Annotated in this window: 23 protein-coding genes; 14 read left to right on the top strand and 9 right to left on the bottom strand. The window is 66.7% G+C overall.

Features of this window, described 5'->3' with window-relative positions:
• Positions 1-38: 38 nt before the first annotated feature.
• Positions 39-1,439 (bottom strand): GntP family permease, encoded by a 1,401-nt coding sequence (locus HPA01S_RS02850; RefSeq protein ID WP_066266741.1) that lies wholly within the window; start codon positions 1,437-1,439, stop codon positions 39-41.
• Between the two features lie 133 nt (positions 1,440-1,572).
• A complete protein-coding gene (locus tag HPA01S_RS02855) occupies positions 1,573-2,469 on the bottom strand; it encodes an AraC family transcriptional regulator (RefSeq protein ID WP_066266409.1) in 897 nt (298 codons plus the stop codon).
• A gap of 100 nt (positions 2,470-2,569) precedes the next feature.
• Between HPA01S_RS02855 and HPA01S_RS02860 the strand changes: the two genes are divergently transcribed.
• Together HPA01S_RS02860 and HPA01S_RS02865 are read left to right on the top strand one after the other, a co-directional pair.
• Entirely contained in the window at positions 2,570-3,313 is a 744-nt protein-coding gene (locus HPA01S_RS02860; protein ID WP_066266411.1) for an SDR family oxidoreductase, read from the top strand.
• Positions 3,314-3,811: 498 nt separating this feature from the next.
• On the top strand, positions 3,812-4,213 hold the full coding sequence (locus HPA01S_RS02865; RefSeq protein ID WP_157084879.1) for a hypothetical protein: 402 nt from the start codon (positions 3,812-3,814) through the stop codon (positions 4,211-4,213).
• 50 nt (positions 4,214-4,263) lie between these two features.
• Here HPA01S_RS02865 and fahA read toward each other — a convergent pair whose 3' ends face one another.
• From fahA to HPA01S_RS02895, 6 genes are all read right to left on the bottom strand, one after another.
• Positions 4,264-5,373 carry a fumarylacetoacetase gene (gene fahA / locus HPA01S_RS02870; RefSeq protein WP_245638555.1) on the bottom strand — a complete coding sequence of 370 codons (1,110 nt, stop codon included), beginning with the start codon at positions 5,371-5,373 and terminating at the stop codon, positions 4,264-4,266.
• Positions 5,374-5,482: 109 nt separating this feature from the next.
• Complete coding sequence (locus HPA01S_RS02875; RefSeq protein WP_174525273.1) at positions 5,483-6,127, bottom strand: DUF1404 family protein; 645 nt, start codon at positions 6,125-6,127, stop codon at positions 5,483-5,485.
• Complete coding sequence (locus HPA01S_RS02880; RefSeq protein WP_084360416.1) at positions 6,124-6,837, bottom strand: SCO family protein; 714 nt, start codon at positions 6,835-6,837, stop codon at positions 6,124-6,126. The genes HPA01S_RS02875 and HPA01S_RS02880 overlap by 4 nt, the downstream gene beginning before the upstream one ends.
• A 99-nt stretch (positions 6,838-6,936) precedes the next feature.
• Positions 6,937-7,542 (bottom strand): c-type cytochrome, encoded by a 606-nt coding sequence (locus HPA01S_RS02885; protein WP_066266417.1) that lies wholly within the window; start codon positions 7,540-7,542, stop codon positions 6,937-6,939.
• Entirely contained in the window at positions 7,517-8,224 is a 708-nt protein-coding gene (locus HPA01S_RS02890) for a cbb3-type cytochrome c oxidase subunit II (protein WP_084360417.1), read from the bottom strand. Before HPA01S_RS02890 ends, HPA01S_RS02885 begins: the two co-directional genes overlap by 26 nt.
• 4 nt (positions 8,225-8,228) lie before the next feature.
• Positions 8,229-9,863 (bottom strand): cbb3-type cytochrome c oxidase subunit I, encoded by a 1,635-nt coding sequence (locus tag HPA01S_RS02895; RefSeq protein WP_066266420.1) that lies wholly within the window; start codon positions 9,861-9,863, stop codon positions 8,229-8,231.
• Between the two features lie 258 nt (positions 9,864-10,121).
• Between HPA01S_RS02895 and HPA01S_RS02900 the strand changes: the two genes are divergently transcribed.
• The 3 genes from HPA01S_RS02900 (at position 10,122) to HPA01S_RS02910 (ending at position 13,378) form a co-directional block, all read left to right on the top strand.
• Positions 10,122-11,534 (top strand): aminotransferase-like domain-containing protein, encoded by a 1,413-nt coding sequence (locus HPA01S_RS02900; protein ID WP_066266423.1) that lies wholly within the window; start codon positions 10,122-10,124, stop codon positions 11,532-11,534.
• Positions 11,535-11,740: 206 nt separating this feature from the next.
• Positions 11,741-12,493 carry an NAD(P)H-dependent oxidoreductase gene (locus tag HPA01S_RS02905; RefSeq protein WP_066266429.1) on the top strand — a complete coding sequence of 251 codons (753 nt, stop codon included), beginning with the start codon at positions 11,741-11,743 and terminating at the stop codon, positions 12,491-12,493.
• Positions 12,494-12,496: 3 nt separating this feature from the next.
• Positions 12,497-13,378 carry an acyl-CoA thioesterase gene (locus HPA01S_RS02910; protein ID WP_066266431.1) on the top strand — a complete coding sequence of 294 codons (882 nt, stop codon included), beginning with the start codon at positions 12,497-12,499 and terminating at the stop codon, positions 13,376-13,378.
• Positions 13,379-13,392: 14 nt separating this feature from the next.
• On the opposite strand, the gene HPA01S_RS02915 is transcribed toward HPA01S_RS02910, so the two are convergent.
• Positions 13,393-13,713, bottom strand: coding sequence for a 2Fe-2S iron-sulfur cluster-binding protein (locus HPA01S_RS02915; protein ID WP_066266433.1), 321 nt, complete (start codon positions 13,711-13,713; stop codon positions 13,393-13,395).
• Between the two features lie 165 nt (positions 13,714-13,878).
• Here HPA01S_RS02915 and HPA01S_RS02920 point away from each other — a divergent pair, with 165 nt between their 5' ends.
• From HPA01S_RS02920 to HPA01S_RS02960, 9 genes are read left to right on the top strand one after another with little or no spacing between them, the layout of a single operon-like run.
• Positions 13,879-15,174 carry an aromatic ring-hydroxylating oxygenase subunit alpha gene (locus tag HPA01S_RS02920; RefSeq protein ID WP_245638556.1) on the top strand — a complete coding sequence of 432 codons (1,296 nt, stop codon included), beginning with the start codon at positions 13,879-13,881 and terminating at the stop codon, positions 15,172-15,174.
• Complete coding sequence (locus HPA01S_RS02925; protein WP_066266435.1) at positions 15,171-15,665, top strand: aromatic-ring-hydroxylating dioxygenase subunit beta; 495 nt, start codon at positions 15,171-15,173, stop codon at positions 15,663-15,665. The genes HPA01S_RS02920 and HPA01S_RS02925 overlap by 4 nt, the downstream gene beginning before the upstream one ends.
• A 31-nt stretch (positions 15,666-15,696) precedes the next feature.
• Entirely contained in the window at positions 15,697-16,542 is an 846-nt protein-coding gene (locus HPA01S_RS02930) for an enoyl-CoA hydratase/isomerase family protein (protein ID WP_174525274.1), read from the top strand.
• A 2-nt stretch (positions 16,543-16,544) separates the two neighbouring features.
• Positions 16,545-17,291 carry an SDR family NAD(P)-dependent oxidoreductase gene (locus HPA01S_RS02935; RefSeq protein WP_066266436.1) on the top strand — a complete coding sequence of 249 codons (747 nt, stop codon included), beginning with the start codon at positions 16,545-16,547 and terminating at the stop codon, positions 17,289-17,291.
• Positions 17,288-18,184, top strand: coding sequence for an alpha/beta hydrolase (locus HPA01S_RS02940; protein ID WP_066266747.1), 897 nt, complete (start codon positions 17,288-17,290; stop codon positions 18,182-18,184). Before HPA01S_RS02935 ends, HPA01S_RS02940 begins: the two co-directional genes overlap by 4 nt.
• 36 nt (positions 18,185-18,220) lie before the next feature.
• The gene (locus HPA01S_RS02945; RefSeq protein WP_066266438.1) at positions 18,221-19,699 is read left to right on the top strand and encodes a hydroxymethylglutaryl-CoA synthase family protein; all 1,479 of its coding nucleotides are present in this window, start codon (positions 18,221-18,223) and stop codon (positions 19,697-19,699) included.
• A gap of 3 nt (positions 19,700-19,702) precedes the next feature.
• A complete protein-coding gene (locus tag HPA01S_RS02950; RefSeq protein ID WP_066266440.1) occupies positions 19,703-20,905 on the top strand; it encodes an acetyl-CoA acetyltransferase in 1,203 nt (400 codons plus the stop codon).
• Complete coding sequence (locus HPA01S_RS02955; RefSeq protein ID WP_066266441.1) at positions 20,905-21,699, top strand: enoyl-CoA hydratase/isomerase family protein; 795 nt, start codon at positions 20,905-20,907, stop codon at positions 21,697-21,699. Before HPA01S_RS02950 ends, HPA01S_RS02955 begins: the two co-directional genes overlap by 1 nt.
• Positions 21,696-22,469, top strand: coding sequence for an enoyl-CoA hydratase-related protein (locus tag HPA01S_RS02960; protein ID WP_066266443.1), 774 nt, complete (start codon positions 21,696-21,698; stop codon positions 22,467-22,469). Before HPA01S_RS02955 ends, HPA01S_RS02960 begins: the two co-directional genes overlap by 4 nt.
• Positions 22,470-22,473 lie beyond the last annotated feature (4 nt).

Consider the following 22,473-nt stretch of genomic DNA (forward strand, 5'->3'; position numbering starts at 1 on the left):
GTGGGCACATGTTCCGTCTGCGGGGCCAAGCGCCCCCCTCAAAAACTCCCGAACACGGTTCCCAGCGCGATCACCACCACCAGCGCCGTCAGCGGAAACAGCATCGTCACCGCCGCCACGTTCAGGTACGACTGCCGGTGCGTCAGCTTGCAGATGGCCAGCAGCGTGATGATGGCGCCGCAGTGCGGCAGCGTGTCCATGCCGCCGGCCGCCATCACCGCCACGCGGTGCAGCAGTTCGGCGTTGATGCCGGCCGCTTCGGCCATGCGCAGGTAGTCGGCGCCCAGCGCCTCCAGCGCGATGCTGAGGCCGCCCGAAGACGAACCCGTGATGCCCGCCAGGATGTTCATGGCGATGGCTTCGGAAATCAGCGGGTTGTGCGGCGACACGTTCAGCACCGCCTCTTTGATGATGGCAAAGCCCGCCAGGCTGGCGACCACCGCACCGTAGCCCACCTCGGACGCCGTGTTGAACAGCGGCAGCATGAAGCCGAACACGCCCTTGTTGACGCTGGCCTTCAGGTCTGCCCAATGGCGCAGGCGCATGAGCACCAGCACCGTGCAGGCCACGGCCAGTGCCACGATCAGCGACCACAGGCCGGTGCTGGTGGCGGTGTTGAGGTGGGGGAAGGCCTCCACCATGAAGCCCAGGTCCATGGCCGGGAACACCACGTAGGTGAACAGGGCGTTGATGCCCACCACCAGCAGCAGCGGCAGCAGGGCCTGCCAGACCGGCAGGGTGGCGTTGCCGGCCACCTTGCCGGACGGCGCCGCGTCCTGCGCGTCGTCCTCATGCTGGCCATACCCTTCGCCAGCGCGCCGCGCCGCCGCCACGCGCGACTGCAGCCACCACAGGCCGCCGCCGGCCATGATGGCCGCGCCGATCAGGCCCAGGCCCGGTGCGGCGAACGCGTTGGTGCCGAAGTACTTGATCGGGATGGCGTTGATGATGGCCGGCGTGCCGGGCAGCGCCGTCATGGTGAAGGTGAACGAGCCCAGCGCGATGGAGGCAGGGATCAGCCGCTTGGGAATGTGTGCCGCGCGGAACAGGTCTTTGGCGATGGGGTACACCGCGAACGCCACCACGAACAGCGACACACCGCCGTAGGTCAACAGCGCGCAAGCGGCCACGACCACCACCACGGCATGGCGCTGTCCCACCACGCGCACGATCCAGGCCGACAGCGTGTGGGCGGCGCCCGAGTCGGCGATCAGCTGGCCGAACAGCGCGCCGAGCAGAAAGATCGGCAAAAAGGCCATCGCATAGTTGGCCAGCGCGGGCATGAAGGTCTGGGTGTAGATCGGCAGCAGCAGCGCCATGTCACCCGAGAGAACCACCGCCAGCGCGGCCATCAGCGGGGCCAGCAGCAGCACCGTGACGCCGCGGTACGCGAAGTACATCAACAACAACAGCGACACCACGATCGCCAGCATTCCCATCATCCCCAGTACTCCTGCGTGCAAAGACGGGGACTCTAGCAGGGCCCTGGTGGGTGTCGATGCACAGGCTTGCGCGGTGACGGCGATCGTGCAGGGCGATGGCGCACCTGCACGGCGCCATGCAGGGGGCCGCTCATCCCATACGCGCATACCTTCCCGGAGCCATCCCCACATGTCTGCTGAACGCCGTGCTGAACGTGCTGGCCGAGCCATACCCCACGCGCTCCGCCACATCGGCGATCCCTTGCTTCCCCGTGCGCAGCAGCGACTTGGCCAGCGCCATGCGCCATGACAGCAGGTATTCCATCGGCGGCATGCCCACGGCGCGCGTGAAGCGCTCGAAGAAGGCAGAACGCGACAGCGCGGCCTCGCGCCCCAGTTGCTCGACGGTCCATGTTTCTTCGGGGCGGGCATGCATCTGGCGGATGGCCGTTGCCAGGCGGGCATCCGCCAGGCCGCGCAGCAGACCCGGAGAGGCGCTGGCTCCGGTGGTGGAACGCAGGCTCTCGATGAGCAGCAATTCCACCAGTCTCGACAACACGAGTTCGCGGCCGGAGCGCTGCTGCTGGGACTCCTCGCCCACCATGTGCACCAGCGTGGCCAGACGGGGTTCTGAGCGCACGTGAATCAGTTGTGGCAGCAGGGAGACCAGCAGCGCCGCGTCCGGCGAGTCGAAGACGAAGTAGCCGCCCAACAAGCGCACGTCGGGAGGGCCATCCTGCCGCCCGTGTCGCACTTCGGCCGAGCGCCCCGCCTCGGCCGCAGGGTCCAGCTGCTTCGGTCTCGTTGGCTTGAAACCCGACATGGTGAAGCCCGGCGTGGCGGGCAGCAGCACGAAGTCGCCCGTCTGCAGCGTGATCGGCTCTTCGCCGTCGACGGCCAGCAGGCATGCCCCTTCGAGCACGGCACAGAAGCTCGGCTGACCGAACTTCGCGTACCGGACCGCCCAGCGCCCGGCTCCGCTGATGCCTTTGGAGAGCACGGAGCCGGGCTCCAGCAGCGCGATGACTTCAGAGAGTGGATCCACCATTTCAGGATTTACACAAATTTTTTACGGACTGTTGATTGTAGATAGTCCTATTCCTCGTCGATATCGTTGGGGCTCCTCAACACATACCTCCCATTCCTTCATGAACACCATCCTCATCACCGGTTGCTCGTCTGGCTACGGCTTGGCCACTGCGCAGCACTTCCTCGACCGTGGCTGGAACGTGGTTGCGACCATGCGCAAGCCGCGCGAAGATCTGCTGCCCCGCTCGGAGCGCCTGCGCGTTCTCGCCCTGGACGTCACCGATGCGCAAAGCATCGCCAACGCCGTCGAGGCGGCCGGGCCCATTGACGTGCTGGTGAACAACGCCGGCATCGGTGCACTTGGCGCCTTCGAGGCCACGCCCCTGAACACCGTGCGTGAACTGTTCGAAACCAACACCTTCGGCACCATGGCAATGGTGCATGCCGTGCTGCCGCAATTCCGCCACCGCGGTGCGGGCGCTGTGATCAACGTCACCTCCAGCACGGTGCTGGCGCCGTTCCCGCTGGTGGCTGCCTACACCGCCAGCAAGACCGCTGTGCAAGGCTTCACCGCCTCGCTGGCCCACGAACTGCGGCCCTTCGGCATTCGTGTGCGGCTGATCGAGCCCGGCTACGGCCCGGATACGCGCTTTACCGAGAACGGCGGCGCGCGCATGCAAGGCCTGATCACCGAGCCCTATGCAGCCTATGCTCAAAGTGTGTTTGCGGCCTTCGGCCAGGTCGGTGACGTGACACATCCGCAAGACGTGGCGGAAGCCATCTGGCGCGCGGCGACCGATGTGTCGGGGCAACTGCACTATCCGGCCGGCGCGGATGCGGTGGCGCTGGCCGGGGCCAGTTGAGTCCGGCACCACCTGCGGGCGAGGCCGGCGGATTGCTCAGGGCCTTCGGGCTGCCTTTACACCGGCGGTGACCTGGCCTGTTCGGTGCCATTCGAGGGCGGCAAGGGTGCGCTTCAATGAAGACCGATGTGGCCTGAGACGTTGCGGCTGCAGCGATGGACCACCCCAGCTGTGTGCAATTTTTTCTGTGAGAGTTGCAGAAAACCAGCTGAAAGGCCTGGCAGACCCGCACTCAAAACCCTTGCGCCATGGCGCACGACGACAAGAGTTGCAGCGCGCCAGTTCGCGGTTTCCGGTGTCGTCTCATCGCCCGCGGTGAGGCGAAGCCAAGCGAGCGGGCAGGCTTGAAGCCACCTGAAAAACCACGCCTTCAATGGAGGAATTCGATTCTTCGCGGGTCGGCGAAAAGCCGGCGTGGCGGGACTTTCTTTCCGCTGGCGGCTGCGCTATAAATTTGTCCCCGACTTCGTTGAGTTCGTGTGATCCGCAGGAGGAAGCATGTTCCGAATGAGACTCTGCTGGGAAAACCATGTGCGCTTGATGAAGCGCGAAACGCACTCTTGCACCACGTGGGTCATCGTGGACAAGGAGAAGGCCGACAACTTGCGCTTACTGTGCAAGGCCGGCAACGACCGGTTCGGAGAAGGTTCGCACTGGATCGAGCTCACCGACATCCCGCCGGCACCGGCTGCCAAACCGCATGGGCCTGGACGCGAGCGCATGGCGCCGGGCAGGCCGCTCAGCGAGACCTTGGCGCCACCGGCCGACAAGGCAGCGCAGGGCATCGAAGACCCGCAACGCGAGCGCGAGCGGCGCCGGTTCGTGAAGGAACAACCCGACGACACACCCAAGGACCAGCGCATGTCGGGATGGCAACCGGAAAGCCGCCAGATGTCCTAGGGGTGCGACGCCCGGCCCGGCCCGGGCCTGCGGCGCGGGCGCGGGGAGCGTCAGTTGCCTGTCGCGCTGGCCGCGGTGTCCCGTGGCAGGACGGTGCCCCGGCATTCTCCGAAGCCGATGCGGCGGTAGCCCTCGCGTTCACAGTGTCCGCGCAGGATGATGGTGTCGCCATCCGCGAGGAAGCCCAGGGTCTCGCCGTTGGCCAGCGTCAGGGGCTGTTGGCCACCTTGCGTGAGTTCCAGCAGCGAGCCGCCCTGTTCGGGCGCCGCGCCCGACAGCGTGCCCGTGCCCAGCAGGTCGCCCGGGCGCAGGTCGCAGCCGTTGACCGTGTGGTGGGTCACCAGTTGTGCAGCGGTCCAGTACGCATCGGTGAAATTCGAGCGGCTCAGCCGCTCGCCCGCGTGGCCGCTGGCGCGCATGGCGGCGGTCTGCACCCAGGCTTCCAGCGCGACGTCGATGGCACCCTGGTTCCGGTTCGCGGCCGAGTCCAGGTAGGGCAGGGGTGCCGGATCGCCCGCAGGACGCGTGAAGGCCTGGCGGTATGGCGCCAGGGCTTCCATGGTCACGATCCAGGGCGAGAGCGTGGAGGCGAAGTTCTTGGCGAGGAAGGGGCCCAGGGGCTGGTACTCCCAGGCCTGGATGTCGCGCGCGCTCCAGTCGTTGAGCAACACGATGCCGAAGAGATGCTGCTCGGCGTCTTCGATACCGATGGGCTCACCCTGCTGGCTCGCTTGCCCGATCACCAGGCCGAGTTCCAGCTCGTGGTCCAGGCGCCGCGTGGGTTGCAGCGTGGGCGCGCTGCCGTTGCCCGCGCTCAGTTGGCCCTGCGGGCGCTTGAAGGCATCGGGGCTGACGCGCAGTGTCGAGGCGCGGCCGTGGTAACCGATGGGCACCCACTTGTAGTTGGGCATGAGCGGGTTGTCGGGCCGGAACAGTTTGCCCACGGTGGTGGCGTGGTGGATGCCGGTGTAGAAGTCGGTGTAGTCACCCACGTCGAAGGGCATGCCCATGCGCACGCCGCTCTGCGGACGCAGCGCGGCCTTGAACTCCGCTTCGCGCGGGCTGATGCAGGGGGCGCTGCGCCTGCACAGGCACAGGCACAGGCACAGGCAGAAGCCTGTTGTTGAAATGATGGGGCTGGCCCGGCTCGGCTTCGACATCGCGGAGCGCGTGCGTGACGTGCGGCGTGGCGGGCCCGAAGCCACTGCAGAGGCAAACGCGCTTGCCGAGCCGTGCGCGTCTTGGGATGCGGCGGAAATCCCGGGCGAGTTATGGCCCGTGCCGGGCTGGCTCAATGGGTCGTCGCAACACTGCGCTGGCATCGGCGTTTTCGCGCGCGGCCTGGGCTTGCAGGTACCAGGCGAGCTGCGCCATCCATGCCACCAGGCCGACGGTGGCCCATGCCACCAGTGCGCGCCCCGCGGCGCCCTGCTGGTCGCTGAGGTAGACGCTGCACAGCTGCTGCGGAGCCTCCTGGTAGAGCAGGCCGGCGGCCAGCATCATCCAGAAGCCGTTGAGCACAAAGAACGCGCGCAGCACCTGGCTGGCGGCGGGCCAGGACAAGCCCGCCAGCAGGCCGGCGAGCACCATGCTGATCACTTTCGCCAGCGCCATGCCGGCGTGCAGCACCGCATGGTCGAGCGCGGCCGGCAGCATCCACAGGCTGGTGATGCACAGCGCCGCAAACAGGCCGTTGGCACCGTGCGCGTTCCAGGCCGCCAGCGCCCGAACCAGGCGTGGGCCGGCGCAGCGCGCCGCCCACCAACCGAGCACGAACAGCAGGGGCAACTGCAGGCCCATGTGCCGCGCCATGGTGGCCTCCATCCACGGGTGCAGCAGCGCCAGCGCGGCCAGCAACACAGCGGGGGTGCGGCCGTCGCGCACCACGGTGCCGAGGCGGGTGCGCCGCGTCATGCGCCGGGTGCGCCCCGCGCACCGGACAAGCCACGCAGCACGTCGGCCAGTGCGATGTCGGGCCGGTCCACGTCGTAGGCGCGCACCAGTTTCCCCTGGTGGTCGATCAGGAACAGCGCGGCGTTGTGCGAGTACCCGCCCAGCCCGTCGGGCAGCACCACGGTGCCGAAGAGTTGCAGCAGCACCGGCAGGTCGTCGACCGCGCGCAGGCTGGCAAAGCGCCACAGCGTGGGTTCGGCGTCCAGCCGCCGCGCGTGTTGGGCCAGCACCTCGGGCGTGTCGTTGGCCGGGTCGAAGCTCAGCGTGAGCAGGCGCACGCGGCCCTGCAGTTGGCGCGCGCGGATTTCGGCCTGCAGCCACGATTGGCCGGCCGCACTCGTCAGGCAAACGGACTGGCAGCGCACGTAGAGCAGGGTGACGAAGGTCAAGGCCTCGGACGCCTGCCCGTAGTCGGCCAGCGACAGCGGCTGGCCGAGTGCGTCGACCAGGCCCAGGTCGGGCAGGGTGCGCGGCTGGCGCGCGATGTCGGCGCGGCGCACGCCGTCCGAGGTGATGGCGGCAAAGCCCTGCGTGACGCCGGCAAAACAGGCCAGCGCGAGCGCCGCAATACACAGCGCCGCGAGCGCGCTGCGCCAGTGCCCGCCGTGCACTGTGGCATCCGGCGCGGCGAGGCTCGCGGTGCGCGATGGGCGGGGCTGGCATCCAGGCATGTCAACAACCGGATGTGCTTGTGCGGTGGTCGGTCGACGTGCGCAAACCCGGCACACACCCGCGCCAGGACCCCATCACCATCTGTGGCATGAGCCGCATCACCGGGGCGCTTCCATGCCCAGGAACGTGAGCAGCTCGTCGGCGCCGTTCCAGGGTTCGGTGCGCTCGGCCGAGGCCTGGCGCGCGGCCTGCACGGCGGCGGCATCGACCGCGGCACCGGCGTTGCCCCATTGGCTGCGGATGTGCGTGAGCAGCGCGGCGATTTCGGCGTCGTTCATCTGCTCGCCAAAGGCGGGCATGGCGCCGCTGTAGGAGGTGCCGGCAACCTCGATGGCGCCGTTCATGCCGTGCAGCAGGATCTGCATCGGCGCCTCTGGCGCGCCCGTGACCCACGAGGTACCGGCCAGCGGAGGGAACACGCCCGGCAGGCCCTGGCCGCTGGCCTGGTGGCAGGCCTGGCATTTGGCAACGAACAGCTGCCCGCCGTTGACGGTGGCGCCGGAAGCCGCCTCGTTGGGTGCCAGCGCCACGGGCACGCGCTGGTCGCCCAGGCCGGCCATGCCGTCGGGGCGCGCGAGCACGATGTAGCCGATTGCCCAGACGACCAGGGCCAGCACCAGGCCGAGCACCACGCGCGGCACCGGGTTGTATTGCTCGTGCGGGTCGGCGTGTTCGCTGTTACGGGTTTGCAGGGGCTGCGGCATCGGAAGTTCCTGTGGGCGTATCGGGGGCGGCATCGTCGGGCAGGGCGCTGCCCTGGCGCGCGGCGGGCAGGCGCTCGGTGGCGGCTTCGGCCTGCGCCGGGGTCAGCACCGGATAGACGCGCTGCAGGCTTTGCAGGTACGCGACCAGATCCAGCGCCTCGGGGCGCGCGACGACGATGTCGCCAGGCCCCACGGTGCCGGGCGGCAGCGTGACCACGCGCTCACCCTTGTCGAGGGTTTTTTCGCTCTTGATCTCGAACATGAAGCGGTAGGCCGGCATGTTGCTGCCCGCCACGTAGGCGCGTGGCTGGAACAGGTGGCCCAGGTGCCAGTCGGCGCTGGGCTGGCGCACGCCGATGTTGAACAGGTCGGGGCCGGTGCGCATGGTGCCCAGCAGCGGCGGGCTGTCGTAGTGGTAGTCGGCAGCGACCGAGGCTCGGCCCCAGCCGCGCTGCGCGTCGGCAATGCCGGCGCCCGTGGTGCTGGGCTGCTGCGTGTGGCAGGCGATGCAGCCATTGCCCATGTAGACCGCGCGTCCGCGCAACTCCTGGCTGGTGTAGGGCTTGAGCGCAGGAGGCGCGGGCTCGTCCTTGAGTTGCAGGAAGGGCACCACGATCATGGCGGCCGTGGCGAGCGACAGCGTGACCATGGCCCCGCTGACGAGTTTGAGTTCGTTTTCCATGGTGTCAGGTGGCGGCGGTGGGGCGGAGCGCTGCGCGGTCCGCGTGGATGAGCACGCCCGAGCGTGCGGTGATCAGCACGAAGTGCCAGGCGAAGACCAGGTGGCCCAGCGTCATCAGCGCGCCGCCGATCGAGCGGCCCTGCAGCCAGGGCAGTGTGACGGCCACCGAGTCCATGAAGGGGCGGGCCGGGTCGAGCAGGATCAGGCCTTGCAGGATGCCGCCAATGCTCAGCGTCACGATGTAGACCGCAAAACCGGCCACCACCAGCCAGAAGTGCAGGCTGATCAGCGCGGGCTTGGGCCAGCGAACATCCAGGATGCGCGGCAGCGCGAAATACAGGCCGCCGAAGATCACCATCGACACGAAGCCGTACATGCCCAGGTGGGCGTGCGCCACCGTGAAGTGCGTGAAGTGGGTGACGGCGTTCACCGAACGCAGTGCCTCTGCCGAACCCTGCAACGAGGTGATGGTGTACATCACCGCGCCGAAGAAGATGAAGCGCAGCACATGCGAGTGCTTGAGTGCGCTGAAATGGCCCTTGAGTGTGAGGTGTTGGTTCATCGAGAACGCCACCACCGGGATGATCATCATCACGCTCTGCACGATGGACAGCGTGATCAGCCACTCGGGAATCGGCCCGCCGATCAGGTGGTGCGCGCCGACCTGGCCGTAGAAGAAGGCCAGCGTCCAGAAGCCCAGCAGCGACAGGTTGTACGAACGCACCGGCCGGCCAATCACCTTGGGCAGGAAGTAATAAACGCAGGCAATCGACAGCGGCGTGTAGAACAGCCCCAGCACGTTGTGGCCGTACCACCAGTTCATCGTCGCCTGCTCGACGCCGAAGTGCAGGCCCGGGATCTTGGCCACGATGTAGAGCGTCGGGAACCAGAACAGTGCCGCGCCCATGTACCAGACCGACACATATAGGTGGTGCACCTGGCGGCGCTGCAGCATCAGCGCCATGGGCAGGCCGATCAGCATGCCGCCGACGGCGAACAGGCCACCGATCTGCCACGGAATTTCGAGCCATTCCATGCCGGCACTCACGCCGATGGCGAGCGCACCCAGGCCGGCCACGAGGCCGGCGTTCCAGATCAGCGTGCCGACGATGGCCAGGCGCCCGCCCAGCATGGGCGTCTTGAGCAGGCGCGGCAGCATCCAGATCGACAGGCCCAGCAGGCCCATGGGCGCCCAGCCGTAGGCCACCGCATTGAGGTGCAGCGTGCGCAGCCTGCCCAGCGACAGCCAGGCCTGGTCGGTCAACAGGTCGGGCCAGTGCAGCTTGAGCGAACTCAGCAGCCCCGCGGCAGACCCGGCGAGCAGCCACACCACCGAACAGGCGATGAGCACAAAGGCCGGGAAGGCGCTGGAGCGGTCGGCGGCCTCGCGCTCGGCCAGGTCGGCAGGTGCAACGACCTGGCCGGGCTCGGTATGGGGTGCGGCCATCTGCTGCAGCTCGCGCGCCTGCGCGGCGCTGGCGGCGGGCTCTTCGGGCTGGCCAATCTCGCCGGGCGAGAAGATGGTGCGCGCGCCCGAGGATTCGATATCGAACAGGCCCTTGCGCAGCGACCAGATGAACGCGAACAGGCCCGCGATCGACAAGATGAAAGTAGCCAGTAAGAGGCCGGTGGGGTTCATGGGATTCCTCGTCGCAGTCGCACGCGGCCCCCCTGGGCCGCCGTGCGTGGATCAGCGGGCATCGTAGGCAAAATGGATCAGATGGTTAAGAATCAGTTGTGTTGGAAAAAACCATATCAGTTTTGGAATTTATGACGCGTTGCAAGGCGATAAGCTATGGGCCGACTATCCGCAACCAATGCACATGGGGCATTTGGTCCAATGGGTGAAAAAACCACATCAGATGATTTCCATGGCGATCCATAGAGGGGTGTTTTCATGAAGCGCTATGAGGCCCTGGCCGAAGACATGACGGAGTCGATCCGCACCGGCGTTCTGCGGCCCGGCGACCGCCTGCCCTCGGTGCGCCACACCAGCGCCAGCCGCGGCGTCAGCCCCTCGACCGTGTTCCAGGCTTACTACCTGCTCGAAGCGCGTGGCCTGATCCGGGCGCGCGAGCGCTCGGGTTACTACGTGTCGGCGGGTGTGCGCCGCGTGCCGCCCGAGCCCGAGCTGGCATCACAACCGGCCGACGACTCCGCCGCGGTTGACGTCAGCGAGCGGGTGTTCGACGTGCTCGAAGCGAGCATGTCGCGCGACGTGGTGCCCTTTGGCTCTGCGTTTCCGAGCCCCTTGCTGTTTCCGATGGCGCGCCTGGGCCAGGTGATGGCATCGAGCGTGCAGACGCTGGACCCGTGGACCACGGTGGACGACCTCACGCCCGGCAATGCGGCGTTGCGCCGGCAGATTGCGTTGCGTTACCTGGCCTACGGCGTGCATGTGCACACCGACGAGATCGTCATCACCAACGGCGCGCTGGAAGCGCTGAACCTGTGCCTGGCCGCCGTTACCCGCCAGGGCGACTCGGTGATCGTCGAATCGCCCACCTTCTACGGCGCACTGCAGGCGCTCGAGCGCATGGGGCTGAAGGTGATCGAGGTGCCGACGCATCCGCGCGAAGGCATCGACCTGGCTGCGCTGGAGCGCGCCATCGTGCGCCACCAACCCAAGGCCTGCTGGCTCATGGCGAACTTCCAGAACCCGCTGGGCAGCCTGATGCCCGAGGACAAGAAGCAGGCGCTGGTTGCATTGCTCACGCAACACGACATTGCGCTGATCGAAGACGACGTCTACGGCGAGCTCTACTTTGGCGCCAAGCGCCCGCTGCCCGCCAAGGCCTTCGACACGCAGGGCCTGGTGATGCACTGCGGGTCGTTCTCCAAATGCCTGGCGCCGGGTTACCGCATCGGCTGGGCCGCACCGGGCCGCTACGCCAAGGCCGTGGCGCGGCAAAAGCTCACCACCACGCTGAGCGCATCGGCACCCGCGCAACTGGCACTGGCCACCTACCTGGAGCGCGGCGGCTTCGACAAGCACCTGCGCAAACTGCGCCAGACGCTGGCCACGCAACAGTCCACGTTTACCGAGGCCGTGGGCCACTACTTTCCGAAGGGCACACGCGCCACGCGCCCCACCGGCGGCTACTTCCTGTGGGTGGAGATGCCCGAACACGTGAACGCGCTGGAGATCCACCGCCGCGCCCTGTCACTGGGCATCAGCGTCGCACCCGGCCCCATCTTCTCGGCCAAACACTCGTACACGCATTGCCTGCGCCTGAACTACGGCCATGCCTGGGATGCGCGCAGCGAGCAGGCGCTCGCCACGCTGGGCAAGCTGGTGGCGGAGAGTTAGCGTGATGCCGTGCTTCAATCGATAGGCCTCATCGCTCTCTGTCCGGCCACCCCAGCGCTGTCGGCAACAGAGGACTGCTCCTGGTCCGGGAGCAGTCCAGTGCAGGTAGCACCCGATGGCGCGTACTTGGATTCGCATACGGATCAAATAATAATCCGACAGGTCGGTGTATTATTTGCGCCGTCGATTGTTTTAAAAACCTTGCAATGAACGTCTTGATCGTCTACGCGCATCCGGAGCCGCGTTCCTTCGGCAGAGCGCTGCTCGAGCGCTCCGTCCAGACCTTGCAGTCGTGTGGCCACCAGGTGGTTGTGTCCGATCTGTATGAGATGGACTTCCAACCCGTGGCGACGGGGGGTGACTTTACCGAGCGCCGTTTCCCCGACGCACTGCAGTACGACCGTGAGCAGAAGCAGTCTTCGCAGCGCCACACCTTTGTGCAGGACATCCAGACTGAAATTGACAAGCTGCAGGCATGCGATCTGCTGATCCTTCAGTTTCCGCTGTGGTGGTTTTCGGTGCCCTCCATCATGAAGGGCTGGATCGACCGGGTGTTTGTCAATGGCACGGTCTACGGCGCCGGTGGCATGCGATTCGACAATGGGGGGCTCAAGGGGCGCAAGGCGATGCTGGCATTCACCACGGGATGCTTCCCAGAGATGATGGCGCCCGATGGCTTGCTCGGCCAGCGCGACGTCATCCTGTGGCACCTGCAGCACGGCACCTTCGGCTACGCCGGACTGGAGGTTTTGCAGCCTTTTGTGGGCTTCTCCATTCAATTCATCGATGACGCCCAGCGGCATGCGCAGCTGGATGCGTACGAAGCGCGGCTGCGCGGTATTGAGCACGAGCCGGTGATGCCCTCTCATCCTCTGGCCGACTTCGGTCCCGACTGGCGGCTCAAGCCCGACGTGGAGCCGCGCACCGCTGGCCACCGTCGAAACTCGACGAAGGCTTGACGCATGCACCGCTCCGGTTGGAACGAACTGGATATCGAAGCCTTGCTGACACTGGGGGCGACCGGCCCCGGGCGCTGGCGCAGTCGGCATGGCGACGCCAATCTCAATGGCCGTTCGTACGGCGGCCAGCTGCTGGGTCAGGCCATGATGGCCGCGTTGCTGGAGGCCCCCGAAGGCCGCGACGCAACCATGATGCAGTTTCTCTTTCTGAAGGGGGCGATGCCCGATGAGCCGGTGGATTTCAATGTCACTCCGCTGCAGGACGGCAAGCGGTTCAGCTCGCGCAATGTGCGAGGCACCCAAGGCAACGGACGCACCGTGCTGGATGCGCAGGTGACCTGCGCTCCTCCACTGGACGCGCCCACCCATGCCAGCCCCACCAGTGCACCCCGGGGGGAGCGGCCCGAAGACCTGCCCGGGTTCGACGAAGTCGATCGGGCCAGCATCGGGGACATCACGCGGCTGGGTGGGTACTCGCAGGATCGCAAACCGGGCGTCGAGTTCCGGATCCCGAACGCGTCCCAGCAGCTGGCTGAGGCGCAGATGAACGGGTGCTTCCGCTTCTGGATGCGCACCAGCCAGAGCCTGCCGGACGATCCTCGCCTTCATGCAGCGGCGTTTGCCTACCTGTCGGATTGGTGGCTCAATTTCAGTGCGCTCGGGCTGCACCTGCGCGACTTGAACGGGCGCAAGCTCTACATCTCAAGCCTGAACCACGCACTGTGGCTGCATCGCCCGGTGCGTGCCGACCAGTGGCTGCACGTGGAGGCCATCAGCCCGTGCGCGCAGGCGGGGCGTGGCTTGTCGATCGGTTCGGTGCACGACCTGCAGGGCCGCCACCTGGCCACGATGACGCAAGAGTGCCTCATGGCCTACACGGACTAGGCGCAGCCTGCCGCTCAGACCTGTTCGGCCGGCAGGTGCACCACGATCCCGTCCAGCTCCGGGCTCATGCGCAACTGACAGCACAGCCGGCTGGTGTCGCGAGGCTCCGGCACGCCTTCGAGCATGAAAGCCTCGGTCTCTGAGATGGCCGGCAGCCGGGGCGCCCAGGCCGTGTCAATGTAGCCGTGGCAGGTGGCGCAGCTGCACGAGCCGCCGCAGTCGCCCAGGATGCCGGTGACACCGTTGTCTACCGCGATCTGCATCAGGCTGCGCTTGTTGGGCGCGTCGATGCGGTGAGGGGTGCCGTCGTGGTCGATAAAGGTGACGATGGGCATGGGCGGAAATTCCTTTGGAAGTGGATCGGTGATCGATGTCTTGACATAGACCGTCTCGTCGGACTATTATTTCACCGTCAGAGACGGTAAACAACCCTCACCTGCCTGGCGGCAGGGGAACACAGGGCCCCCCAGTGCATGCCCCTGACACCACGGAGATACACCTTGAGCAATTGCACCCATGTGATTCCCATCGCACCGGTGGCCGCGGGCAGTGCGGCCCCGCGTTGGGACGATCTCGTCCGCGACAACCACGTGCATGGGTCTCTTTACACCGACCCCGCGATCTACCAGGCCGAGCTGAAAAAGATCTGGTACCGCACCTGGGTGTACGTGGGGCACGAAAGTGAGGTGCCCAACGCCAACGACTTCGTGATGAAGTCGATCGGCCCCGAGCCGATCCTCATGACTCGCGACAAGTCCGGCAAGATCAACCTGCTGCACAACCGCTGCCCGCACCGCGGCAACCGCGTCTGCATGACGGAGAAGGGCAACGCCCGCTCCTTCACCTGCCCCTATCACGGCTGGACGTTCGGCAATGACGGCGCCCTGCGCGGCTATCCGTTTCCGTCCGGTTACGAAGGCGCCGACCGCTCCGAGTTGGGCCTCGGCAAGGTGGCGCGCGTGGCCTCGCACCGCGGCTTCGTGTTCGGCTCGTTCGCGGAAGAGGGCGAGTCGCTGCTGGAGCACCTCGGGGCCGCGGCCGCCGCCATCGATGCCTTGTGCCAGAACTCGCCCGAGGGCGAGGTCGAGGTGACCGCGGGTTACCTCAAGCACAAGGTCAAGGCGAACTGGAAGTTCCTGGTCGAGAACGAGACCGACGGCTACCACCCGTCCTTCGTGCACGCCTCCATCTTCGAAGTGGCACAAAGCGGCATCGGCACGCTGTACGACAGCGATTCCTCCGCCGTCTCGCGCGACTTCGGCAAAGGTCACACTGAAAACGACCTGCGGCCCGAGTTCCGCAAGCGCGGTGTGCCGCTGAGCTGGTTCGGCACCACCGCAGAGAAGCTGCCCGCGTACGTGGCGCAGATGGAGGCCGCCTACGGTCCCGACAAGGCGCGCGAAATCATGATCGACGGCACGCCGCACATCATGATTTTTCCCAACCTGTTCATTGCCGAGATCCAACTCTTTGTGCTGCAACCGCTCTCGGTGGACCACACCGTGCAGCACGTCACGGCCATCCAGTTCAAGGGTGCGTCCGATATCAACCGCCGCCTGCGCCAGCAGACCATGGGATCGGTCGGGCCGGCGGGGTTCCTGCTCGCCGACGACGCCGCCATGTACGAGCGCACCCAGCTGGGTGTGCAGGCCAGCAACCCTGAATGGCTGTACCTCGGGCGCGGCAAGCACCGCGAACGCCTCGACGAGAACGGCTACCGCATTGGCGATGCTACCGACGAAACCCCGTCACGTGGCATCTGGCGCCATTACAAGTCCCTGATGGAGGCCGCATGAGCTCTTTGGCACAGGATGCCCGCTTACTGCTGGACGAGGTCATGCAGTTCATCTACCGCGAGGCACGCTACCAGGACGACCATGCGTACGACGAATGGGAGGCGCTCTGGACGGATGACGGCGTCTACTGGATTCCGGCAAACGGCGAAGGCGGCGACCCAGAAAAGGAAATGTCGATCATCTACGACAACCGCTCGCGCATTTCCATGCGGATCCGGCAGTTTCACACCGGCAAGCGTTTCAGCCAGACACCGCAGTCGCGCCTGCGTCGCGTCGTCTCCAACGTCGAGATCCTCAAGCACGAGGGAAGTGAGATGCTGGTCACATCCAACGCCATGGTGTTCGAGTCGTCCGTGCGGGGTGATGTCGTCTGGGCATCTCGAAACGAGTACATCCTGCGCCGCGAGGGCGAGTCGCTGCGCATGGCCCGCAAGAAGGTGGTGCTCGTGAACAACGAAACCGCGCTGTATTCGATGGCCTTCCTGATCTAGCCCGCAGACCGGCCCCTCAGGAGACAAATGCATGGCTGACCAACATACCGACAACAAGAACGCCCCGCCACCAGAGATGCTGATCGAGGCAGGTCCGGCGTTGCTGTCGCTGCACGCCGACGGTGTGGCCCACGTACGCTTGAACCGACCCGATGCAGCCAACGGGCTGGACATGGACATGCTCAAAGGCCTGCACGAGGTGATGGTCCGGATGCATGGCGATGGCCGCGTGCGCGCGGTGCTGATCACTGGCGAGGGACGGAACTTCTGTGCTGGCGGTGACGTGCACACGTTTCTGTCCAAGGGTGAAGCCTTGCCGGACTACATCCGAACGGCCACCTCTTACCTGCAGATCGTGGCGTCCATGATGATGCGGCTCGACGCGCCTGTGGTGAGTGCGGTGCATGGGTTCGCCGCCGGCGGTGGTGGCATGGGCCTGGTGTGTTCATCAGACTTTGTGGTTGCAGGCACGTCCGCGAAGTTTCTGGCCGGCGCCACGCGCGTGGCGATGGTGCCGGATGCCGGCGTGTCGGTCACGCTCACCCACTTGGTGGGGCTGCGAAAAGCGACGGAAATCCTGATGCTCAACCCGGTGATCAGCGCCGGAGAAGCGTTGGACATGGGACTCATCACCCGGGTGGTGGCGGACGATCAGCTGCTGGAACAAGCCTTTTCGCTGGCCCGCCAGCTGGCCAGGGGCGCACCGGCGGCACTGGCCGGCACCAAGCGCCTGCTCTGGAACGGCCTCGGGTCCAGCGTGGACGCGTGCATGCCCGAAGAGAACCGCATGCAAGCCCAACTCTCCGGTATGGCCGATGCGCGCGAAGGTCTGTCTGCGGTGATCGAGAAGCGCACACCCAACTTCAAGGGGCGCTGAGCATGGACAACTCTCCCACATCCCTGGCGGAGCGCAAGGCTTTCGTCACCGGTGGCGCCAAGGGCATCGGCGCGGCGATCGCTCGCCGCCTGGCCTCCGATGGTGCGCAGGTCACCATTGCCGATCTGGACATGGATGCTGCCCAGGCGCTGGCGCAAGAAATCGGTGCGCGTGCCGTGAAGCTCGATGTGGCCGACCTCCCGCAGGTGGCCATCACCATTGCAGACCTCGGACCCTTCGACATCCTGGTGAACAACGCCGGCGTGGACCAGCATGCGTTCTTCACCCGCACCACACCGGAAGAATGGCGCCGCCTGATTGCCATCAACCTGGAGTCGGTCTTCGCCACCACGCACGCGGCCCTGCCGACCATGCAGTCCAAAGGATTTGGTCGCGTCATCAACATTGCCTCCGAGGCCGGTCGCCTGGGATCGCGCGGTGGCGCGGTGTACGCCGCCGCCAAAGGCGGCGTGATCGCTTTCACCCGATCCATCGCACGCGAAAACGGCCTCAAGGGCATCACGGCCAACGTGATCGCACCTGGCCCGATCGACACCCCCTTGCTGCGGCAGGCGCTGGAGCACGGTGGCGACAAGCTGCTGCAAGGCATGACCGGCGCCACGTTGGCCGGCCGGCTGGGTACTCCAGAAGAAGTGGCAGCCGCAGTGGCCTTTCTGGCGTCAGATGAAGCTGGTTTCATCACCGGCGAAGTGCTGGGCGTGTCTGGCGGCATGGGGTGTGGCGCATGAGCACGCGCGTGGATGGCGTGATCGAACGCGTGCGCAAGGTCTATGGCAGCTGGACGCGCGACACCACCGTGGCGCAGATGCGCCAGGATTGGGACACGCTGTTCGGCAGCGTGCCCGTCAATGCAAGCCTGGAAGACGTGGATGCCGGCGGCGTTCGCGCGCAATGGGTCAGCGCGCCGAACGTGGATACCGCACGTGTGCTGCTTTACTTTCATGGCGGCGGCTTTCAGGTCGGCTCGCTGGTCTCGCACCGCGAGCTGATGGCCTGTCTTTCGGCCGCCGCCAACTGCCGTGTGCTCGGCGTGGACTACCGGCTAGCGCCCGAGCACCGCTACCCCGCGGCGCTGGACGATGCCGCGGCGGCCTGGCAATGGCTCATCGACCAGGGCCATGCGTCGCGTCACATCGCCCTTGCAGGCGACTCCGCCGGGGGCGGCCTGGCGCTGAGCCTGCTGCTGCGCTTGCGCGATGCCGGCAAAGCCTTGCCGGCCGCCGCCGTGCTGATGTCGGCCTGGACCGATCTCACGGCTTCGGGGGCGAGCTACGGCACGCGCGCCGACAGTGACCCCATTCACCAACGCCCAATGATCGTGGCCATGGCCCGCAACTACCTGGGCAAGGGCGGCGATGCGGCAGACCCGCTGGTCTCGCCGCTGTTCGCTGATCTGAAAGGCCTGCCGCCGTTGCTGGCGCAGGTCGGCGACCGCGAAACCGTGCTCGACGACTCGCGCGACTTTGTGGCGCGGGCGCGGGAAGCAGGTGTGGACGCCACCCTGCAGGTGTGGGACCACATGATCCACGTCTTCCAGCAATTCCCGGCCGAGCTGCCCGAAGCACGCACGGCCATCGACGACATCGGCCGCTTCCTGCGGCGCCACTTCGCCGCCACCTGACGGGCACGCGCCCCACACCACTGGAGCAAGAGACTCATGACAGCAGGCATCACCGGATACGGCAGCTACATCCCCCGGCTGCGCCTGAGCCGCCAGGCGGTGGCACAGGCGAATGCGTGGTACGCACCGCAATTCGCCGGCCGCAAAGGCACACGGTCCATGGCCAACTGGGACGAAGACAGCATCACCATGGCCGTGGCCGCGGCACGCGACTGCCTGGGCGCGGGCGACGACCGCGGACACATTCGCTGCCTGCAGCTGGTCTCCAGCACGCTGCCGTTTGCCGAACGGCTCAACGCTGCCGTTGTGAGCGAGGCGCTCACCCTGGGCGAGGGCGTGGAAGCCAGCGACCTTGGTGGTTCGATGGGTGCGGCCCTGAGCGCGCTCGCGGGCGCGGTGGACCGGGTGAACGCGCGTGACGGCGATGCGCTGGTGATTGCAACCGACCACCGCAAGACCCGCGCCGCCAGCCCACAAGAGCTCGACTATGGCGACGGCGCTGCCGCGCTGACCATCGGACGCGAGAACGTGATTGCCGAATACCTCGGAGGAGCCACCCTGACGGTGGATTTCGTCGACCACTTCCGCATGGCTGGTGAAGAGATCGACTACCACTGGGAAGAACGCTGGGTGCGCGACGAAGGCATCGGCAAGCTCGGCCCGCGCGCCATTGCGTCCGCTCTGCAGAAAGCGGGCGTGGAAGCCGCTGCGGTGGACCACTTCATCTTCCCGACAACCTTCGCCAAGATGGATGCACAACTCGCCAAGGTCTGCGGCATCCGCGCCGAGGCCATTGCAGACTCGCTCGCCGCCACGGTGGGTGAAACCGGTACACCGCACGCGCTGCTCATGCTGGCGGCGGTTCTGGAGCGGGCGCAACCCGGGCAGCACATTTTGCTGGCGCAGTTTGGCAGCGGGGCGCAAGCGGTGGTGCTGCGCGTGACGCAGGCCATTCAGGCCTTCCGTCCCGCGCGGGGCGTGTCGGGTTGGCTCGCGCGCGGTGTGGAAGAAAAGAACTACACCAAGTTCCTCTCGTTCCGCGAGCAGTTGCGGCTGGAGCGCGGCATGCGCGGCGAGCAGGACCGCAAGACCGCGCTCAGCACCGCCTACCGGCACCGCACCGCCATCCTGGGCCTGGTGGCCGGGCGCTGCGAGGTCACGGGCGCTGTGCACTTCCCACCTTCGCGCATCTCGTATGACCAGGGCAAGCCGCTGCAGGACACGCAGAAGCCGCACAAGCTCGCAGAGCGCCGCGGGCAGGTGTTGAGCTGGTCGGCCGAATCGCTCTCGTTTCACCGGGCGCCGCCCCACCAGTACGGCCAGGTCGACTTTGTCGGCGGCGGCCGGATCCTGATGGAATTTACCGACGTGGCCAAGGGCGACGTCGCCTCGGGTACCGAGGTCGAGATGAGTTTCCGCATCAAGGACATCGACGAGCTGCGTGGCTTCACGCGCTATTTCTGGAAAGCCACGCCCGTGGCGTCTGGCGTCGACACAACCGCATCGAAGGAGTAAGCCATGCCCATCGGCATCAAGGACAAAGTTGCCATTCTCGGCATGGGTTGCAGCAAGTTCGGCGAACGCTGGGACGCGAGCCCGGAAGACCTCATGGTGGAGGCCTACAACGAGGCCATGGTCGACGCCGGCATCTCGCCCGAGCAGCTAGACGCGGCCTGGTTCTCGACCCACATGGACGATGTGGGCACCGGCCGTGGCGGCACACCCATGGGCATCGCGCTGCGCCTGCCCAACATCGGCGTGACGCGGGTGGAAAACTTCTGCGCCGGTGGCTCCGAAGCGATCCGCGCCGCGGTGTACGCGGTGGCTGCCGGCGCCTGCGACATCGCCATCGCGCTCGGTGCCGAGAAGCTCAAAGACACCGGCTACGGTGGCCTGCCGGTTTCGGCCGTGGGCACCTACATCCCGCAGTGGTACCCCAACGCGGTGGCCCCGGCCAATTTCGCCCAGCTGGCCTCGGCCTACCAGCGCAAGCACAACGTCGACCCTGCGTTGCTCAAACGCGCGATAGCGCGCGTGTCGATCAAGAGCCACGCCAACGGCGCGAAGAACCCCAAGGCGCACTTCCGCCAGGCGGTGACCGAGGAGCAGGTGCTCAAGGCGCCCATCATCGCGGAGCCACTGGGCCTTTTCGACTGCGCCGGTGTGTCCGACGGCGCGGCGGCGGTGATCGTCACCCGGCCCGATATCGCGCGCTCGCTGGGCAAGCACGACCTCGTCACCTTCAAGGCGCTTCAGCTCGCGGTGTCCAACGGCTGGGAAATGCACTCCAACGAGTGGGACGGCAGCTACGTGCACACAGCCCGCATTGCCGCGCGCAAGGCTTATGCCGAAGCCGGTGTCCGGAACCCGGCGCAAGAGATCAGCATGACCGAGGTGCACGACTGCTTCTCCATCACCGAGCTGGTCACCATGGAAGACCTGGGCCTGTCCGAAGAGGGCGGTGCGGTGCGCGATTTTCTCGATGGCAAGTTCGATGCCGACGGCGCCATTCCCTGCCAGATCGATGGCGGTCTCAAATGCTTCGGCCACCCCATCGGCGCCAGCGGCATCCGCATGCTGTACGAGATGTACCTTCAGCTGCAGGGCCGCGCCGGCCCGCGCCAGCTCAAGGACCCGAAGATCGGCCTCACCCACAACCTCGGCGGCCAGCCGTCGCAGAACGTGTGCTCGGTCTCCATCGTCGGCCTTGAGGGCGTGTGATGACGGGCGCCGTGGTACTGGTGGACCGTCCCGCGCTGCACGTGGCGCGGCTGCTGATCAACCGCCCCGACAAACGCAACGCCATCGACTTCGATGTGCGCCAGCAGCTCACCGAAGCATTGGCCGCGCTGCTGGGCGATGCCTCGGTCCGTGCCATCGTGTTCGGTGGTGCACAAGGTGTGTTTTCCGCTGGCGGCGACGTACCCAGCATGGTGGGCCTCAGCGAAGCGCAGGCGCGCGAACGCATGCGGCACATCCACACTTTGTGCCAGCTGATTGCCGAGGCCGGTGCGCCCGTGGTCAGCGCCATCGAGGGCATCGGCGCGGGTGCGGCCGTGGGCCTCGCACTCATGGGCGACCGCATCGTGGTGGGCGAGAGCACGAAGATCCTGTTCCCCTTCCTCAAGCTCGGCCTGGTTCCCGACTGGGGGCAACTGCTCACACTGCCGCGCCGGGTGGGCCTGCCGGTGGCGCGGCGCATCCTGAGCGACGGTGCGCCGGTGAGCGGCGCCGAGGCGCATCGCATCGGCCTGGCCGACGTGCTGGTGGCCGACGCGCAGGTGATGCCCGCCGCCCTGGCGCAGGCCGCCCAGCTGGCCCTGCTGCCGCGCGAGGCATTCGTTCGCATGAAAGCACGACTGAACCACCCATCGACCACGCTCGCTGAGGAACTGGCGCGCGAGGAAGAAGACCAGGCCGTCTGCCTGCTCGGCGAGGATTTTGTCGAAGGGCACGACGCCTATGTGAACAAGCGCAGTGCCGATTTCGTGGCACGGCCAGGAGTGAAACGATGAGCGAAGAAGCCGTTCTGCTGCGGCGCGACGGTGCGGTGGGCACGGTGGTGCTCAACCGGCCGGAGAAGCGCAACGCGCTCGACCTGACGATGCGCGCAGCCATCGCGGAGGCGGTGCGCGCACTCGATGCCGATGCGGCCGTGCGCGCCATCGTCATCACCGGTGGCGGCAGTGTGTTCGCTGCGGGTGCCGACCTCAACCTGCTGGTGGACAAGGGCGCTCAGGACGTGGCCGATATCGACCTGGGACAGTATTGGGCGCCGGTGGCCGGCTGTGGCAAGCCCACCATCGCGGCGGTGAGCGGCTTCGCGCTGGGTGCGGGTTGCGAGCTGGCCATGATGTGCGACTTCATCGTGGCCGACGCCAGCGCGCGCTTCGGCCAGCCCGAGCTTGCGGTGGGCATCATGCCCGGCGCGGGCGGCACGCAACGCCTGGTGCGCACGCTCGGCAAGCAGGTGGCTTCCATGATGCTGCTCACGGGCGAAATGATCATCGGCGAGCGCGCCCACCAGCTTGGCCTGGTGGCCGAACTGGCAGAGGACGGGAAAGCGCTGGAGCGCGCCGCTGAGCTGGCGCGCAAGGCCGCGCGCATGCCGCCCAAGGCCGTGAAAGCCACACGCCATGTGCTGCGCCAGGGCGCCGACCTGCCACTGGATGGCGCGCTGGCGCTGGAGAACCGCGAGTTCCTGCTGCTGTTCGACACCGCCGACAAGACCGAAGGCATGCGCGCCTTCCTCGACAAACGCAAGCCTGACTTCAAAGGTCAATGACGCC

This window comes from Hydrogenophaga palleronii NBRC 102513 (genome assembly GCF_001571225.1).
Classification (GTDB): Bacteria; Pseudomonadota; Gammaproteobacteria; order Burkholderiales; family Burkholderiaceae_C; genus Hydrogenophaga; species Hydrogenophaga palleronii.

What these genes read in the sequence shown, in the direction of transcription:
- HPA01S_RS02945 (WP_066266438.1), top strand. Translation starts at nt 18,221, where the DNA reads ATGACAGCAGGCATCACCGGATACGGCAGCTACATCCCCCGGCTGCGC.
- HPA01S_RS02865 (WP_157084879.1), top strand. Translation starts at nt 3,812, where the DNA reads ATGTTCCGAATGAGACTCTGCTGGGAAAACCATGTGCGCTTGATGAAG.
- HPA01S_RS02955 (WP_066266441.1), top strand. Translation starts at nt 20,905, where the DNA reads ATGACGGGCGCCGTGGTACTGGTGGACCGTCCCGCGCTGCACGTGGCG.
- HPA01S_RS02880 (WP_084360416.1), bottom strand. Translation starts at nt 6,837, where the DNA reads ATGCCTGGATGCCAGCCCCGCCCATCGCGCACCGCGAGCCTCGCCGCG.
- HPA01S_RS02855 (WP_066266409.1), bottom strand. Translation starts at nt 2,469, where the DNA reads ATGGTGGATCCACTCTCTGAAGTCATCGCGCTGCTGGAGCCCGGCTCC.
- HPA01S_RS02950 (WP_066266440.1), top strand. Translation starts at nt 19,703, where the DNA reads ATGCCCATCGGCATCAAGGACAAAGTTGCCATTCTCGGCATGGGTTGC.
- HPA01S_RS02860 (WP_066266411.1), top strand. Translation starts at nt 2,570, where the DNA reads ATGAACACCATCCTCATCACCGGTTGCTCGTCTGGCTACGGCTTGGCC.
- HPA01S_RS02905 (WP_066266429.1), top strand. Translation starts at nt 11,741, where the DNA reads ATGAACGTCTTGATCGTCTACGCGCATCCGGAGCCGCGTTCCTTCGGC.
- HPA01S_RS02930 (WP_174525274.1), top strand. Translation starts at nt 15,697, where the DNA reads ATGGCTGACCAACATACCGACAACAAGAACGCCCCGCCACCAGAGATG.
- HPA01S_RS02960 (WP_066266443.1), top strand. Translation starts at nt 21,696, where the DNA reads ATGAGCGAAGAAGCCGTTCTGCTGCGGCGCGACGGTGCGGTGGGCACG.
- HPA01S_RS02940 (WP_066266747.1), top strand. Translation starts at nt 17,288, where the DNA reads ATGAGCACGCGCGTGGATGGCGTGATCGAACGCGTGCGCAAGGTCTAT.
- HPA01S_RS02885 (WP_066266417.1), bottom strand. Translation starts at nt 7,542, where the DNA reads ATGCCGCAGCCCCTGCAAACCCGTAACAGCGAACACGCCGACCCGCAC.
- HPA01S_RS02875 (WP_174525273.1), bottom strand. Translation starts at nt 6,127, where the DNA reads ATGACGCGGCGCACCCGCCTCGGCACCGTGGTGCGCGACGGCCGCACC.
- HPA01S_RS02900 (WP_066266423.1), top strand. Translation starts at nt 10,122, where the DNA reads ATGAAGCGCTATGAGGCCCTGGCCGAAGACATGACGGAGTCGATCCGC.
- HPA01S_RS02890 (WP_084360417.1), bottom strand. Translation starts at nt 8,224, where the DNA reads ATGGAAAACGAACTCAAACTCGTCAGCGGGGCCATGGTCACGCTGTCG.
- HPA01S_RS02925 (WP_066266435.1), top strand. Translation starts at nt 15,171, where the DNA reads ATGAGCTCTTTGGCACAGGATGCCCGCTTACTGCTGGACGAGGTCATG.
- HPA01S_RS02915 (WP_066266433.1), bottom strand. Translation starts at nt 13,713, where the DNA reads ATGCCCATCGTCACCTTTATCGACCACGACGGCACCCCTCACCGCATC.
- HPA01S_RS02935 (WP_066266436.1), top strand. Translation starts at nt 16,545, where the DNA reads ATGGACAACTCTCCCACATCCCTGGCGGAGCGCAAGGCTTTCGTCACC.
- HPA01S_RS02910 (WP_066266431.1), top strand. Translation starts at nt 12,497, where the DNA reads ATGCACCGCTCCGGTTGGAACGAACTGGATATCGAAGCCTTGCTGACA.
- HPA01S_RS02895 (WP_066266420.1), bottom strand. Translation starts at nt 9,863, where the DNA reads ATGAACCCCACCGGCCTCTTACTGGCTACTTTCATCTTGTCGATCGCG.
- fahA (WP_245638555.1), bottom strand. Translation starts at nt 5,373, where the DNA reads ATGTCGAAGCCGAGCCGGGCCAGCCCCATCATTTCAACAACAGGCTTC.
- HPA01S_RS02850 (WP_066266741.1), bottom strand. Translation starts at nt 1,439, where the DNA reads ATGGGAATGCTGGCGATCGTGGTGTCGCTGTTGTTGTTGATGTACTTC.